Annotated in this window: 13 protein-coding genes; 2 read left to right on the top strand and 11 right to left on the bottom strand. The window is 40.8% G+C overall.

Features of this window, described 5'->3' with window-relative positions:
- Positions 1-97 precede the first annotated feature (97 nt).
- Together FTV88_RS08855 and FTV88_RS08850 are read right to left on the bottom strand one after the other, a co-directional pair.
- Positions 98-4,612 carry a PDDEXK-like endonuclease domain-containing protein gene (locus tag FTV88_RS08855; protein ID WP_153725301.1) on the bottom strand — a complete coding sequence of 1,505 codons (4,515 nt, stop codon included), beginning with the start codon at positions 4,610-4,612 and terminating at the stop codon, positions 98-100.
- Between the two features lie 244 nt (positions 4,613-4,856).
- The gene (locus FTV88_RS08850) at positions 4,857-6,014 is read right to left on the bottom strand and encodes a pyridoxal phosphate-dependent aminotransferase (protein ID WP_153725300.1); all 1,158 of its coding nucleotides are present in this window, start codon (positions 6,012-6,014) and stop codon (positions 4,857-4,859) included.
- Between the two features lie 284 nt (positions 6,015-6,298).
- On the opposite strand from FTV88_RS08850, the gene FTV88_RS08845 reads away from it, so the two are divergent.
- Positions 6,299-6,589 carry a type II toxin-antitoxin system Phd/YefM family antitoxin gene (locus FTV88_RS08845; protein WP_153725299.1) on the top strand — a complete coding sequence of 97 codons (291 nt, stop codon included), beginning with the start codon at positions 6,299-6,301 and terminating at the stop codon, positions 6,587-6,589.
- The gene (locus FTV88_RS08840) at positions 6,567-6,887 is read left to right on the top strand and encodes a type II toxin-antitoxin system RelE/ParE family toxin (protein WP_153725298.1); all 321 of its coding nucleotides are present in this window, start codon (positions 6,567-6,569) and stop codon (positions 6,885-6,887) included. Before FTV88_RS08845 ends, FTV88_RS08840 begins: the two co-directional genes overlap by 23 nt.
- A gap of 7 nt (positions 6,888-6,894) precedes the next feature.
- On the opposite strand, the gene FTV88_RS08835 is transcribed toward FTV88_RS08840, so the two are convergent.
- The 9 genes from FTV88_RS08835 to FTV88_RS08795 all read right to left on the bottom strand — a co-directional run bounded on the left by FTV88_RS08835 (position 6,895) and on the right by FTV88_RS08795 (position 15,650).
- On the bottom strand, positions 6,895-8,235 hold the full coding sequence (locus FTV88_RS08835; protein WP_153725297.1) for a sensor histidine kinase: 1,341 nt from the start codon (positions 8,233-8,235) through the stop codon (positions 6,895-6,897).
- Positions 8,236-8,308: 73 nt separating this feature from the next.
- Positions 8,309-9,004, bottom strand: a complete 696-nt coding sequence (locus tag FTV88_RS08830) for a response regulator transcription factor (RefSeq protein WP_153725296.1) — start codon at positions 9,002-9,004, stop codon at positions 8,309-8,311.
- 61 nt (positions 9,005-9,065) lie between these two features.
- Positions 9,066-9,845 (bottom strand): ABC transporter permease, encoded by a 780-nt coding sequence (locus tag FTV88_RS08825; protein ID WP_162007968.1) that lies wholly within the window; start codon positions 9,843-9,845, stop codon positions 9,066-9,068.
- 5 nt (positions 9,846-9,850) lie between these two features.
- A complete protein-coding gene (locus FTV88_RS08820) occupies positions 9,851-10,576 on the bottom strand; it encodes an ABC transporter ATP-binding protein (protein ID WP_153725294.1) in 726 nt (241 codons plus the stop codon).
- Between the two features lie 308 nt (positions 10,577-10,884).
- Positions 10,885-11,247 carry a protease complex subunit PrcB family protein gene (locus tag FTV88_RS08815; protein WP_153725293.1) on the bottom strand — a complete coding sequence of 121 codons (363 nt, stop codon included), beginning with the start codon at positions 11,245-11,247 and terminating at the stop codon, positions 10,885-10,887.
- Positions 11,248-11,324: 77 nt separating this feature from the next.
- A complete protein-coding gene (locus FTV88_RS08810) occupies positions 11,325-12,245 on the bottom strand; it encodes an AEC family transporter (RefSeq protein ID WP_153725292.1) in 921 nt (306 codons plus the stop codon).
- 326 nt (positions 12,246-12,571) lie between these two features.
- Entirely contained in the window at positions 12,572-13,588 is a 1,017-nt protein-coding gene (gene kamB, locus FTV88_RS08805; RefSeq protein ID WP_153725291.1) for a lysine 5,6-aminomutase reactivase subunit KamB, read from the bottom strand.
- On the bottom strand, positions 13,585-15,408 hold the full coding sequence (locus tag FTV88_RS08800; RefSeq protein WP_243137070.1) for a cobalamin B12-binding domain-containing protein: 1,824 nt from the start codon (positions 15,406-15,408) through the stop codon (positions 13,585-13,587). The genes kamB and FTV88_RS08800 overlap by 4 nt, the downstream gene beginning before the upstream one ends.
- The gene (locus tag FTV88_RS08795) at positions 15,405-15,650 is read right to left on the bottom strand and encodes a hypothetical protein (RefSeq protein ID WP_153725290.1); all 246 of its coding nucleotides are present in this window, start codon (positions 15,648-15,650) and stop codon (positions 15,405-15,407) included. The genes FTV88_RS08800 and FTV88_RS08795 overlap by 4 nt, the downstream gene beginning before the upstream one ends.
- Positions 15,651-15,779: the final 129 nt, after the last annotated feature.

Raw genomic sequence — 15,779 nt, 5'->3', positions numbered from 1 at the left:
TGCATTTCTATTCAATTCTATAGAATTTTCCTGTTATAGTAGCGCACAAAACTTCCTTGGTCCACCGCCGTGACACACAAGCGTCCCTCTCGCACCCTTACGAAACCCATCCCTGCTTTTCTTCCTGGCTCTCCCATTCCCGTCGAATCTCTGCGGCTCGAATGATTACTTTTTCCTTTGCTGCATCATGAGTAAAGTCTATTTCTAGTTGTCCTTTCTCGAAGGATGGATATATTTCTAGGTTGCTTAGTTTTTTATAGAGTCTTTCCATCCTATGATCGGGGTCGCTGTAGAATTGACTTCCTCGAATGCGAGCAAAGCGCCAACCCAATCGTTCTAGTATTGCCTGTCTGTTCATGTCATCTTCTAGATTGTCTAGGGTGTGATATTTGTCACCATCACATTCTATGGCCAATCTGTTGCCATTCCCTTCTACTACCATATCAATGCGGTAAGCGCCTACGTGCCATTGCGGTGTGACTTTATAGCCTTTATGGATTAATCGCTTTAGTACTTCTCTCTCAAATTCCGATTCTGCTTTTTTGCTCTTTTGCTTTAATTCATTGATCTTAGAAAAAGGATCTTCGGCATGGCGAATGAGTCCTAGTCGTAGATCGCCTTCTTTAAGATCATTAGATGGATCGAGTGAATGGACGACCCACAATTGGTCACGAGCTCTACTCGCCGCCACGTTGTATCGTTTCTTGAATAGATCTTGGTTTCCCTCTGTCTTTCTTCGTAAGGGACCTCCTTTTTCGTCAGGACCATCGACAAGGGATAGGAAGATAACGTCTCTTTCATCACCTTGAAAATGTGCAGGATTGCCACATTGGATTTTTCGTTCTATATAATCTTGAGTAGAAAGGTGTTTTTGAAGCAAGGAATCAATGTATCCTGCTTGTTGATCTCCTGAAAGAGAGATGACGCCAAAAGAGGCTTTTGCATACTCTTGCTGTTCTGTGCAAGCAATCAATAGGGATGCAACTGCTTTAGCTTCTTCTACGTTGACTCTCCTGTTGATTTCAGCCTTTTCTACTCGATAGGCTACTGTAGGTGGTTTGATTCTTGTCGTACTATCATCTCGAAGGGCTTTAATTTTTCCTTCATAAGATAGGTCATTGCTATATTGAATAATCGGTGCAACACAGCGGAAATGTTCTCTAAGACAAACAGGTTGGTACGTTGTCTTGGCTAGATCATATATGGAAAACATCCCGTCATAAAGCTTGGCGTTAGGAATGTTGTGTGCTGCTAAGTAAGTGTCTATGAGCTTCTGTACTTCTCCTTGTCTTTCCCCTACAGCCATAGGGCTGACTTGTTGATCATCTCCTACGATGACGATCTGTTTTCCTAGGTATAAAGCTACGAGAGCCATGATATCGGACTGGCTTGCTTCATCAATGATTACCACATCAAAACGATTTTCTTTTGGACTGAAGGCTTCAGTCATTCTATTAAGAGGCATGATCCAAACTGGCACTGCTGTTTGGCAAATAGGCATGAGTTGTCTGGCTTCTGCTAGTAGCTGAGGCGCTCGAATGCCTGTACCTTTGCCAACTCTTCTCATAATTTGTTTCCAGCCTTGTAAAGCCTGCCTTTGTTTTAAGGTTGTTCTGCGTACTTGCGCTGACCAGGCTTTTTTCTCTACCAATGATGCTGTCATCTCTATCAATGTCTTTCGCAAGCCTTCTATTTCTTGTTGTAATTCTTCTACCGATATATTGTGCCTTCTATCTAACTCATCTCGAAGCTGTCGCCAGATCCATGCTTCTTTTGCAGGACCAGGAGTGCTTGCTTGATTATGGGGCTCTTTTTTCGTCATCAATGCAGAAGCCCAAGCTGGAGCACTGTTGTTAAGTTGTTGTAAGAGAACATTTTTTCTATTGTAATCTTTGAGTATAGTTTTTAATTCGATCAGCCGTTGATAGGCTTTTTGGTATTCGGCAGTGTTTGAGTTTATTAGAGCGCTGTAAAGCTCTTTTCCAATCCCCTGGTGTGAGTACCCTTCTTTTTCAAGTTTCTTACTCTGTTCATTGATTTGATTTGTTATTTCTTTAAGTTGAATTCTATGTTGCTCTGCTTGCATAATGGCTGGGAGTTTCTTTTCTACAGCATTTTGAATCTTTAATAGGTCCTGATATTCGGAAAAGCTCAGATCGCTTTCATTGATGAGTACATCCCAATTGAAACCTTGTCTTTGAAGGGTATGCTCCATCTTGAGCCATTTGTCTTGATACCAATCTAGGCAATTCTGAATAGGTTGGTAAAATTGATATAAGATTTGTTCAGGTTCTTGCTGCTCCTGTACAGTGGGCGCACCAATTGTTACGGCTTGTCTTTCCCAGCGATCGATAAGTTTTTTCCTTGCTGTCATGACTTTTAGATAAGCAAGCAGAGCTTCAAAATGTTGAGGTTGGGATGGTTCTTTGCCGTTAACTTTTACTGTTGCAAGGATTTTTTTCCACTCACCTTTGAATAATAAATCAAACCTAGTTATTTTTCCCTTTTGCTTGATTGCTTCAAGTAAGCCTTGTAAAACTACTTCCGTCTCTTCATGAAGCAGCTTTGGAGGGATCAAGGGACCGTATTCGAAGATTTTTTCTTGCGCTTTTGCTGCTTCTTCGTAAGTATTTTTGATCTGATCGAGCAGGTTAATCCAGGGTTGACAATAGAGAGGCCCTTTTTTTCCGGCTTCAATAATGTTGAGTTTCCACGATTCTCTTTGATTGATGAAGGAAAGGACTTGTTGTAACTGATTCATGAGTTCTTGCAGTTCTTCGTATTTTCTTTCCTTGCTATGATCCCATAAGTCTTTACGATGCTTTAGATTCTGCTCCAAGAGCTCTTTCCGCTTCTGAACTAGTTCTTGAAATTCTAGCTCTGTTAAAAGGGTACTTGGATTTGGTAGAGGAAGTATCAGATCTTTTTTATCATCTGTAGAGATCGAATGATTTAACTGATATAGTTCCTTCAGTTCCTTTTCTGCTAGAGGTAGAGGCGCTCCAAGTGTAACAGGTGATGGAATCCAATCATGCTTCCCTATGCCTTCGTGCAGTATGCGTGCTGCTTTCGATGGTTCATAGGTTTCTCCGGCGACTACGATGGAGCGATATTCATCGTAGCAAGCAGACTTTAGTTGCTCTCTCTTATCTCGTAGTTTTGCAAGAACTTTTTTCCGTTCTGCTAAAAGCTTTTCCGCTTCTTCATCGAGCTGTTCTGGAATGGAGTTCGATAGTTTTTCTGTTATTGCATCAATGGCGCTGCCCAATTGTTGACGATTGTCATCAGCAAGGACACTGACGCAGAGGGGTTGCAGTGGTTCTACAACTTTCTCCCTCAATACTTTTAAGGCTTTCGATGTATGGCTGGTAACGAGTACATTCTTACCTTGTGCTAATAGATGCCCTAATAGATTTGCTATCGTATGGGTTTTCCCTGTTCCCGGTGGTCCTTGTACCATCACAGCGCCTGAACTCTCCAGTTGCCTGGCAATTTGAAGTTGTTCGGCATTCGCTTCTTTACATAAAAGGATTTGTTCGTCTTCTCCATTGGGATCCAAAGTAATTCTTGCTGTTGCTTCATTGGCTGTTGTTATCCTTTCCTCTAAGCCAACAATGTTTTTTAGAAAGCTTGGAAGATTATCTTCTCTTTCTGTCAAATCTTCAATGATCTGTTCTATGGTTGCAGTCATGCCCATGTTTCTCTTGCGAAGAAATATTACAGGGTCTCTGCCTATTTGCGGTCTATCTCTTTTTCCACTGGGTACTTCTTGACCTGTAAATTCTCCATTGGAAGCCAGTTGGTTGACCATACTTTTTAAGAATTCTGTTGTTTCTTTTTCCTCAAGGGGATGGTAGTTGTTGTTATTTATTTCTTCCTGTAGTTGATTGATTACTTTCGGGCTTACTTCATCTAAGATTCGCAAGGCAGCAGTATATAGTTCTTTCGGATGATCTGTATAGGTAAGTGTAAACTCAGGTATGGGAGGGTCAAAGTGGACTTGAACACGTTGAAGCAGCATGGGATGCTTGATTGTGTTGCCCTCTGTCTTTAACCAGTAGAGTATTCCGTCGCCTAGAATCAATTCTAACTGTTCATTTTCTCGTTCTAATCTAGCGTATAGATTATATAGTCTTTCAAAAATCTCTATCGATCGGCGGGCTGGTTTTTCTTTTAATTGCCATTCATCGTATTTTGTTTTCCAAGCTTTAAATTTCATAATTCTTTCTCGTTCTTCTTCGAATGATACGGTGATGGTTTCATCTAGTTCGTTTTTAATCGTAATGCTTTTGTTCAACTGAAGCTCTTGAAAAGGATCCATATAAGTGCGTGAAATCCAAGGCTCTAATTCTTTGGGTACTTTCGGTGGTAGGGTTTTTTCAGCCCTTTTTATCTTAAAAATAAATTCATCTGTTTCTTCATTTTGATTGACTGTGCCTCTTCGGACACTATCATGTTCTGGTAATTGATGAAGCCAAAAAGTCCAAGAATAGTCGTCAATGTTTTTTTGCACTGGGTTTCGTAGTTGGTTGAGTGCGTGAGCAAAGCGGAATACTTGCAGCAGTTTATCCTTTGCTTCTGTAGATGGCACTGTATTGGCCATATTTTGCATTTGCAAACACCATCCTACCTTGTTTTATCGTTCGTTTGTTCGTAAGGGCTCCTTATTGGGCTATGGTGTCATTTTCCTTTATAGCCTATTAGTGGTTTGATTGTTCTATACGTTTTTGAGGTTTCTATTTTTGGACGAGAAAAATCCATCTTTTGGTAAAAATACTTTTTACCGAAAGATGGATTTCATAGCATTTCTTTAAGAAGATTGCTGCGTTGTGCTACCTTCTCAATTTCTTGAGTTTTCAACCAAACTCCTTTAACCGAAGCAACCGTCGTCCCGCCGCATCTAATGTTTCCTTGCGTTTGGCAAAATTCAATCGAATCCATTGATGAATGGGCTCGCGAAAGAAGCTTGACCCTGGCACAGCGGCAACACCGATTTCCTGGGCCATCCACTCGCAAAATCTATTGTCGTCTTGATAGCCAAAAGGCGTTATATCTACCATGACGTAATAGGCACCTTGAGGGTTCGTGTAGTTCAACCCTAAAGCGTTTAAATATTGAAGAAAAGTATCGCGCTTTTCTTGATATTGCAGCGTTAGATCTTGGTAATAGTCGTCAGGAAAATTAAGTGCTGTCACAGCTGCTTCCTGCAAAGGTGCAGCAGCGCCAACGGTTAGAAAATCATGGATTTTGCGTGCACCATCAATCAAGTGAGGTGGCGCAATCACATAGCCAAGACGCCAGCCCGTGATCGAATATGTTTTGGAAAGGGAACTACAAGAAAGGGTTCGCTGAAACATCCCAGGAAGGGAAGCAAAATATGTGTGCACATAGGGCCCATAGACAATATGCTCATACACTTCATCGGTAATCACAAAAGTATCAAATTCTTCCGCAAATTTCGCGATCAATTGCAGTTCTTCAAGGCTAAAGACTTTTCCACTTGGATTGGCAGGATTGCAAAGTATCAAGGCTTTCGGTTTTTGTTCAAAGGCGCGACGAAGTTCGGCCTCATCAAAGTTATAGGTAGGTGGACGTAAAGGGACGTAAATTGGTTCAGCTCCCGTTAAGATTGTATCAGCTACATAGTTTTCATAAAAAGGTGAAAAAACGATGACCTTGTCTCCAGGATCGCAGATTGTCATCATGGCAACCATCATGGCCTCCGTACTGCCGCAGGTTACTACAATATTTTTCTCTGGATCGATCGGTAGATTCATAAAGCGTGATTGTTTACGAGCCAACGCTTCTCGAAAATTCGGTGCTCCCCAAGTGATTGCATACTGATGAGGCCCTTCATAAGACACTCTATGCAAAGACTCTAACAACTGCTGGGGTGGATCAAAATCAGGGAATCCTTGAGATAAGTTGATGGCGCCATAAGTTTGAGCGACTCGTGTCATTCTTCGAATTACAGACTCGCCAAAATGCTGCAACCTTTTGCTCACTTCTGCCATTGTATACTCCCCTATCTTTTGTAGCTGAGCAGAAGTATATTTTCTATCATCTTGCTTGTCAATATTGTTTATATATGAATCAGAGTAGATCGCGAATCTCGAAATAGGGTACCCACTTCAGTAAGTACTCCCACAGGCCAGTCTAACACACAGAACCAGTAAGCGGCTTTCCTTTCGAGAGATTCATGATCTAAAGGAAAGATCGGACTCTTTCGTGCGCTCTTGAACTCATGGTGGGATAGAGTTAAAATATAGGTAGAATATTACTACGAGGAGCGGATACAATGCAAATCAAACCATCTGCGAGCATTCGGCAGAATTATAATGAAATTGCTGCCTTGTGCAAGTCCACCGGTGAACCTGTCTACCTTACAAAAAACGGCGAGGGTGATCTAGTGGTTATGGATATAGAGGCTTTTGCCCGCCGTGAAAAAATGTTGAAATTGAGGGAGGAACTGCTGTCTGTTGAAGAAGACCGTTTGGCGGGACGCACAGGAGTAACACCCGATGAACTGGACAAATACCTTGAAGGTATTATTGATGAGGTGGAACATGGAAAAGAAACCTCAATATAAGGTGATTGTTTCAGACCGTGCCCGTCAGATGTTGGCGGGCCATATTCGTTTTTTGGCACTTAAAAGCCCTGATGCCGCTCACAAGGTAAAAAACGATTTAATAAATGCTATCCGTTCTCTACATATAATGCCAGAACGTTTTCCCTTTCTGGAAGCAGAATTTATTCCGCCGAATAAATATCACAAAATGTTCGTAGAAAAATGGTATCTGATTTTGTATCAGATCAAAGATCAAAAGGTGTACGTTGACTATATAATCGATTGTCGGCAAGATTATGGGTGGCTGGTCCGGGGTTAATCACATATCAGCGATAAACCGGTAGAAAGAAAGAGAAAGTAGAACCTTTTCCTACTTCGCTTTCAGCCCAGATTGTTCCGTCGTGGGCTGAAACGATTTCTTTGGAAATCGCTAAGCCCAGTCCTGTACCGTTTCTTTGTCTCGATCTTGATTTTTCTCCGCTATAAAAACGGTCAAATATATAAGGCAATTGAGAGCTTGCGATACCTTCACCGTTGTCTTCCACTGAAATTTTGATTTTTTGCTCTTCCAAGGTAGCTCGTAAAGTAACAGCGCTAGCGTGACGAAAGGCGTTTTGCAGTAAATTGGTTAAAACTTGTTCAACTCGAATCGGATCGACGAATAGGGTTGGTAAGTGAGGCTCAATTTCTACTTGAAAAGTTATGCCTACAAGTTCTGCATCATGGCTATATTTTTCAGCCAGCTCTTGTAGCATTTCTGACGCCGGGACTTTCACTTTTTCCATTGCCAAAATGCCTCGTTCTAATCGAGATAGTTCAAAAAGATCATGTATCAACCTTTGTAAGATTAAGGCTTTATCATAAATGACCTGTAAATAGCGCTTTCTTTTCTCGGCATCATCGGCCATGCCATCTAATAGTCCTTCCACGTACCCTCGGATAGAAGCAAGTGGTGTACGAAGATCGTGGGAAACGTTTGCTACAAGATCACGCCTTAATTGCTCTAGTTCCTTTTCCCTCTTTCTAGATTGATAAAGCTTTTCCGTCATTTCGTTAAAAGCAGTTGCTAAGCGACCTAGTTCATCGCCACTTTGAATGGTAAGTCGACTTTCGTAATCACCACCAGCAATTTTTTCTGTCGCTGTGACCATTTCTTGCAAAGGTCTTAAAAGCCATTGTGACAGGAAGAGGGCTAAGAGAAGAAAAACGACAAGGGCTGAAAAAAGAGCTATCAAAAAAGTTACTACCATGTTGCGATAGAGAGGCTCTAGAATTATAGTCACAGGATAGGACAAGATGAATAGCCCTATCTCTTTTCCTTCTATTATCAAGGGAACGATATGATAGTTCATCCGTTCTTCCAAAGGTTCGTTTTCTTTCGATAATACAAAAAGTTGGGCCATCTCCATAACATCAACTTTTTCACCTTCGCGAAGACCAAAATTATCAAAAAGAACGATTCCCTCTTCATTAAGTACCTCTAAGCGGACTTCCGTAGGTATTTCAGTTCGTTCTAGTACAGAACGAGATGCTTCCTCTAAAGAATCTTTCTGCTTATATTCTTCTACCAAGAGCCCGCCTAGCTTTTCTGCATAGAGATAGGACCGTACATCATCGGGCGATTCTAACTTTTCCTGACTCATTAAAATAAAGAAAGAGCCAATCAAGCTAGCAAAGGCACCATGACGGCCAAAAGAAAAATTAAGAAAAGCTTAAATCGAATCCCCGGATGCCATGATTTCATGAAGACTCACCTTCGAACTTATAACCTACTCCCCACACTGTTTTAATATAGCGAGGCTGCGCAGGATTTTCTTCTATTTTTTCACGCAGTCTTCTTATGTAGACTGACAAAGCATTCGAGTCGCCAAAGTAATCGCCACCCCAGATTCGATCTAGCAGTTGATCTTTCGTAAAAACTTGTCTAGGGTGCTCTGCTAGTAACCGTAGCAGTTCAAATTCTTTGGCTTGCAAAGAGACTTCTGTACCCTGTCTCAAAACCCGATACTCTTTCACATAGATTTCCAATCCAGAGAAGCGTAATATATCCTGTTTCTGTGGAACACCTGAAAGCACTGTGGCTCGACGCAACAGTGCTTTTACTCGTGCTACGACTTCACGAGGGCTAAAAGGTTTAACAAGATAATCATCAGCGCCTAGGCCAAGACCGAGTACTTTATCGCTTTCTTCTTGACGAGCACTAATGATTAGAATAGGGATATTGCTATCCTTCCGTAAAATACGGCAGACTTCAAAACCGTCAAGCTCTGGCATCATAATATCTAAAATAGCCAAGTCTGGTTTTGCTTGCTTCGCTTTTTGCAGTGCCGATTGCCCATCATAGGCTGTTAGAATTGAGTAGCCCTCTAAGCTCAGGTAATCACTGAGCAATTCAACGATTTCTTGTTCATCATCGACTATGAGTATCTTTTTCATATTTGAATACTCTCCTTTTCTAACCGCCTTCGATAAAATCGTTCCACGAAAGGTGACGATCCTAAACATCTCTTTTTACGAAGCTGTACCAAGCTAGCGCTTGAAAGAGAATAAAGTAGAGTAGCAAGATGGTCAAGGCAAAGGATACAGTCATCCCTTCTACAGGCGCTATTCCTTCTGCAATCAAGCGTAGATTGGTGTTGGCAAAAAGAAGGTACTTAGACCATTCAAAATTCTGTAATAGCATCATCAATCCCGGGCCCGTAAAAAGTAAAAGGTAAGAGAGGCCGATGGCTAGAGAATTGCTTCTAAAGAGTGTTGACAGCATAAAAGCCAAGGTAGCCATCATCACCGTTTCTACAGTGCTATAAAGGTATAAATCGATAAGTCTGTTTAGATTTTCTTGTATCATGGTAGCTTCAACTAGGTTTGTAACGAGAGGTACTTCGAAAAAGATAAGGGCTGTAACCATAGATGCAATGAACAGTAGAGCTACGACCAGAATGATAAAAAGCAAGAGTGCTATATATTTAGCCCCTAAGATTTTGCCGCGACTTACTGGACGAATCAACAATAGTTTAATCGTGCCATTGGCAAACTCTCCGGCCACAAGGTTCCCTGCAATTACAATAGCAGGCAAGGTAACCATGGCACCAATCTGCGCTGAGGAAAATAGAAAAGACCAGAAGTCCTGTGTTATTCCTGTGGCTAATGGTAAGAGTAAGGCTGTAACTGGAATCAGAAGCAGCAATAACCCTATCATCAACCAGGTGGTTGGGCGCGCATATATTTTCATATTCTCATTTTGTACCAAAGCTAGGCTTTGACGCAAGGAAAGCATAGGGATCATCCTTTCTGATTCATCGTCGTTACTTCTAGAAAACGATCTTCTAAAGTGCTGTTTTGTACAAAGCTTTCTACTTTTTGAACCTGCACTATCTTTCCTTTTTGAATAATGGCAATGCGGTCACAGAGCAGTTCCATTTCCGCAAGTAGATGACTTGATACGAAGACAGTAACACCTTCTTCATGAGCTACTTTTTGCAAGTATTGACGTAGTTCCCGAATTCCTGCTGGATCGAGTCCATTCGTCGGTTCATCGAGTACGAGCAAAGCAGGCTGATGAAGCAAGGCTTGGGCAAGACCGAGACGTTGACGCATGCCCAAAGAATACGTTTTTACCTTGTCATGAATCGCTTCTCCGAGCCCCACAAGCGTAATTATATTCTCAATTCGCTTTTTATCCACGTTCCCAGACATCCGGGCAAAATGAATCAAGTTCTGATAACCTGTCAGGTACATATATAAGTCAGGGTTTTCTATGATAGCTCCTACATGTTGAATTGCTTTTTCAAAATCTTTTTGAATGCTATAACCACATATACGAATCTCGCCTTCCGTTGGTTTCATCAACCCTGTCAACATTCGCAATGCGGTCGTCTTACCAGCACCGTTTGGCCCTAACAAGCCAAAAACCTCGCCTGGTGCAATGGTGAAGGAAATCCCATCAATAATATTTTTTTTGCCTATCTTTTTGGTCACTGTATCAAATTGTACAGTGATTTTTTTCATTGCTACTTCCCCCTTTATCTCCAATCTTCTAATCACTTTTTCTTGGTTTTATCATTTGTCTATATCATAGCCAGTAAATCTTACATACTTTATGTGTAAATCTTAATTTTTTCCTACACCTCTGTACTCTCTTTACTGTTTGGTTCTACCATTTGACCTTAGAATGTGATTTATATTATTAATCAAGCTATAGAAACGTCAGTTCCTTCTTTGTTGAATCAATCCGTTAAAAGGACTTCTTTATGAAAAAAACTCCTGAATCAACAATTAGTAAAAGATTGTTGATTCAGGAGTTTCTTGTTAAGGCTTTATTTCGAAACGTTCACTAAGACAATTTCTGTGAAATCGGTGCAATCATCGGGAAGGGGCGCGGAATCTTCAGGATACGTTATAGCTTCTGTAACAAAATCGCCTGGTTTTGGACTCGTCAGCTCATAGGAAACTGTAAGTGTTCCTGCTTGGCAAGTTACGTCTACAATAGAGATGCTATAACCACCGGTTGGTTTTTCACCCCATGAAACAGTAACCTGATCCTCTTCTACATGGGCTGTAACGTCCGAAGCAACAGGTTCTTCCACAACTGCATCAGCTTTTTGGCCTTCACAACCTGTTCCAAAAAGTAAAAGTAGGAACGCTACGACTGTAAATACTACAAAGATTTTCTTGTTCATTAACGTACTCCTTTCGTCGATCTATACCTTTACTATTCTATCTAATTTATTTTAAATTTTCTAGATGGTTTTGAGCGTTACAAAAGCCCTAATAGCGTAAGCACATAATACCAAATAGCCAAACTAAAAATAGAAAGTGGAATACCGATTCCAATCATCATGGTGGCCAAATTACTTTTTATCTTATAGGTAGCAACAATAATTGCCGCAGTGATCATGGGCGCCATAGCCGCTTCTAATATAGAAACAGTAACTTCCATGCCTGTTTTTCCAGCCAAAACGTACCATACGAGTAAAGTCAACAATGGGGCTAGTATCAACTTATACAGCAAACCGAAAGAGAGAAAAGGCAAATAAATATGTTGTTTCGGCCATTTTAACTGCAAGCCAACACTAAAAAGAGCCAAAGGTGAAACAGTGCCTGCTATACCAAGTAAGGCTAATGATAGCGCTTCTGGCATAACTATACCAAAGTAGTTAATCATCAAGCCAACTATAAAGGCCATAAATGGCGGGAACAAAAAAAGCCCTTTGATAGTATCGATAATACTAGAAGATGATTGAGTCGCTTTTTTTATAAGAAACAAGCCTACCGTAGTTAAAATCAAAAAAGTCCCTGGTTGGTCGGCCATAATAGCATACTGCAAGCCTTCTGAGCCTACCAACGTTTCAATGACCGGAAACCCTATAAAAGATGTATTGCCTAACCCTGCAGTAATAATTAGACATACTGTTACTTTTTCAGGCCATGACTTAAGCCATGCTAAAAATGAAAAGAAAAGGTAAGAACCCGCAAAGACCATCCAAGAAGTAGCTATCGGAATAACAGAGCTAGAGTCAAAGGTGACTTGCGGCAGATGATATAGAATCATAGCAGGTAAACTGATGTAAATGATAAATTGGTTAATACTCTTATCCGCATTGACTGGAAAAACATTCGTTCTCCTAAGCAAAATGCCTAGACCCAAACAAACAATTATGATAATAAAGTTGCTCACATAATACCCTCGCTTAGTCCTTTATTCTGTTCACCTTCCCAAGTACAGCAAACACAAAGGCAATACAGCCCGTGAATCGGGCTTTAGGCTAATTTTATTGCTTCTATAGCCTGTGCTGCTTCACCTTTAATCTGGCTAGACATCAGTAGAAATTGATTTTCTATTGTATTACCAAGCTCTTTGTATTCCAATTTTGTCTATATTTTACTATAACTTCTCCGGAACATATAGTCTTAAGCACAAAAAAGCGATTGTTTTAGCTGTAAAACAATCGCCTTGATCTTTATGAAAGAGAGGATGGCAAGCGAAACGTCCCCTTGACACGTTTACTTGCTATAAGAAAGAATTTGTCTAAAAAGCTTATGACCGCCATCAACGACAACATCGTAAGCAGGAATGGTTAATTTATTCGTAAATTCGTCTAATAACCTATCTTTATCAACATAGCAAGCCTGGTAATCATTTGTTGAAAAACGATAGAGAGGATAGTAGGGGTTAACAGTCACTGCAAGAATATCTACGCTTTTCTTGACTCCTACTTTTAGGTCAAGCTTTTTTAGTTTGCCTAGAATATTCCAAACATTCGATATCTCTCCAGAAAGCAAAAGTTTGATAGCATCAGAAAAAAGGAGCTGCTTTCCAGCACTCGAGGTATAGTGATCTGCAAAGTAATTAAAATACTTTTCACCAATTATACCTTGAATATAGAGTGCATCATGATACTTGAAAGCTTCTAGAACTTTATCTGCACCTTTTTCATCTAATACATAGTTTACGAGGCTGGGGTTCGTCGGATTCATAATCGGGAAATTTAGAATATCTACAATTTGTTGCGTTTCCTGGATCAATTGTTGAATGTCTCTGTTTTTAGCAGCGCCTGTTGCCAAAATAATTCCGTCTACTTCAACCATGGGGGCTATCCTATTTAAAGCTCCATCAACCAAGGTAAGGTTGACTTGCAGTTGATGAAAAATATTGATAACCTGCGCCAAGTCCTTGCTTTTATTGGGGCCAGCCAGTAATAGCTTTCCTTTTTCCTTGACCACAGCGATTAGTATTTTACCCAAGGGTGTTGAAATGTTGGTTCGAAGGAGGGTTTTGACTTTCGCGCTGCTGTTTTCCAAGCATTTTTCAGAAATGGCTACGATGACGCCAGGCCATGCTTCAATTTTCGGTTTTGGAAGGCCTGTAATGTTGTCAATATCTTCACCATCATAACCAATGCTGGTTAAACCCAAGGTTATATCATCGTTCTTCTGAATTTCTTCTAGCAAGGCTGAGGTTGTAGTTGTTTTACCAGTGTTTTTCGCAGTACCAGCAATTCCTACAACAATTGGTTTCATGCTTTCTTAATCCGAACCGTATTTTGTCCGGCTCTTCCAGGAAAAGCACCATCTTCTTTGCTTCCTAAGAGACCTGAATATAGGGCTTCTACAAAATCATTCTTATTCGCAACGTCTTGTAGTACCTTTTCTATTCCCACAACGAGTTCTTCTTTCCATTGTACCGCTCTAGGATTCGCTTCAATCTTTGCTTTTCCTAAAAAGCGAAAAGCTTCTTGAACGCCACGAAGTGTATCTATCTTGGAAGGAACACTGATCGGTCCACCTGAATACGCTTCATCTGCCGAGGCGATAGATATGGCATCGATATTTAAACTTTTTGCTAACATGGCATGCAATGAAGTACTTAATGAAGATTGGACGCGATCTTCACTCTGCGTAAGGAAGCCAATGGGAGCGCCAGGCCATATGGGAGCATGGATAATCTCCCGCAAAGCCATAATTTTTGCAACATTAAAATCTACATAATTGTCTTCCATTTGTCCACCTATCATAACTTCTGGTGAATAGGCAAACAAAGGCTGTAAGATAGGTCTCGCTCCCAATCGAACGGCTAGATCAGCGACGATTAACATGCCAGCAAAAGCTTTATAGGCGGGTACACCTGTTAATTCTTCATTCGTAACAATATCAAAAGGCATGTTATATTTGGCAGCGTATTTTATAGCGTGATAACCATCTATTGTTAACCGAGCTGGATCAGTTCCTGCAGCGAGAGAACCGTAGCATATATTGATTTTCGTTAAATCGGCGCCTATTTTTCCCGCTAAAACGACAGTCTCTGCTGTATTCAGTCCGCGATGGGCTCTGACTTGCCATAATGTAGACCTTTCTAAGGCTTGACGAATTCTAGATAGGTTATGTGGAGTAATGACGGTACCATCTTCTGCATGTGTTACGTTACCACCTAGAAAACCTTCCGTTCTTGCTCCCCAAGATGGATCAAAATGTACGACACCATCAGCGCCCCAAGCTTCACTCACCTTAATATGGGCAATGTCCATAAAAGGGCAGCCTGTACCATATTGATTCCATACAACAGGGTCATTGGGGTTGAACTGGAGCTTTTTCAGCACAATCTTTTCTTTCACTGCGTCGATATAAGAATTAAAGCTGGTAAGCTCTTGCTTCGTCAGTTCTCTCGTTTTTGGATGAATTTTTCCTTTTAGATAATACTGCTGCGGTATGTCATCACAGAGTTCTCTGTAATGCTTATAAAATGCTTCGTTTTCCTCATTGTGTAAAAACTTTTCATAATCCCACTCTTGATCCCGTAACTGCGCTCTTTCTACGCCGATAGAAGTTCTATTTTCTGCCCAATTTATAATCTGCTGGCTTATTTCTTGCAGAAGTAGGCCAATTTTATGATGATTGTATTGATAACTATAGTTCGTAGTTATATCCTTTTTTTCCTTAATGATCTCTTTGGATGGGGGCTCATATTCTATGTCTTGCACAAAAGCAACAACTTCTTCTACCGAGGTTCCTGGTCCAAAGCCTGCGTCATAGCCCAGTTCTGCAGCAATTTCTGGTCTTATCGCCATGCCACCAATCCCGATTTTTACCTTGTCTCTCATTCCTGAAGCATCTGCAAGATCAATAAAGCGAGACAAGAGTTCAGCGACACCATAGCCAAGGGTTCTACCTAATAGCAAGGTGTCAAAATCTTCCTCCAAGCAAAGCTTAATGATTTCCTCAGGTGGAGAATCGGGCGGCAGCAGTTTTGTTTCAATCCCTGCTTTTCCTAAACCAAGCTTAATCATTTTTAACCCAATATCGTGAACAGGATCAAGAGGTGATAAAAGTACTTTTTTCGTCACGACTTTTCACCATCCGTTCCTGTAAAGAGCCATCCATATTGATCTCCCGAGCGATGCAAGTATGCTCTGACTCTAACTCTTGCTCCGAAACCCATAAACTCAATGAAAAGAAGATCAATATCTTCAAATCCTAGATTTTTCATCATTTGCAAAGCTAAGCTTTTACCTTGCTCTTCACTTTCGCATGTCAAAAAAGTTTCCACATCTAAGGCGTCGGTAACTCGAGATAAAACGTTCGTCAATACGAGCCCTCCGGTAATGTAGGATTATTAGCGTTGATATATGGTTCGTTGATTCATTGTTCTTCGTTGAATCTTGATTCTGCTGCAAAAAGCTAAAAAGGACTTTCTGCAGCGAAATCAAACTTTGAT

It is taken from the genome of Heliorestis convoluta, from assembly GCF_009649955.1.
GTDB classification, from domain to species: Bacteria; Bacillota; Desulfitobacteriia; order Heliobacteriales; family Heliobacteriaceae; genus Heliorestis; species Heliorestis convoluta.
Note: the sequence above shows the minus strand (reverse complement) of the source record. Positions and strands in the feature narration are given on the sequence as shown.

Bases quoted from the DNA above. Each gene is read 5' to 3' on its own strand.
- FTV88_RS08855 (WP_153725301.1), bottom strand. From the start codon at position 4,612: ATGCAAAATATGGCCAATACAGTGCCATCTACAGAAGCAAAGGATAAA.
- FTV88_RS08850 (WP_153725300.1), bottom strand. From the start codon at position 6,014: ATGGCAGAAGTGAGCAAAAGGTTGCAGCATTTTGGCGAGTCTGTAATT.
- FTV88_RS08845 (WP_153725299.1), top strand. From the start codon at position 6,299: ATGCAAATCAAACCATCTGCGAGCATTCGGCAGAATTATAATGAAATT.
- FTV88_RS08840 (WP_153725298.1), top strand. From the start codon at position 6,567: ATGGAAAAGAAACCTCAATATAAGGTGATTGTTTCAGACCGTGCCCGT.
- FTV88_RS08830 (WP_153725296.1), bottom strand. From the start codon at position 9,004: ATGAAAAAGATACTCATAGTCGATGATGAACAAGAAATCGTTGAATTG.
- FTV88_RS08825 (WP_162007968.1), bottom strand. From the start codon at position 9,845: ATGCTTTCCTTGCGTCAAAGCCTAGCTTTGGTACAAAATGAGAATATG.
- FTV88_RS08820 (WP_153725294.1), bottom strand. From the start codon at position 10,576: ATGAAAAAAATCACTGTACAATTTGATACAGTGACCAAAAAGATAGGC.
- FTV88_RS08815 (WP_153725293.1), bottom strand. From the start codon at position 11,247: ATGAACAAGAAAATCTTTGTAGTATTTACAGTCGTAGCGTTCCTACTT.
- kamB (WP_153725291.1), bottom strand. From the start codon at position 13,588: ATGAAACCAATTGTTGTAGGAATTGCTGGTACTGCGAAAAACACTGGT.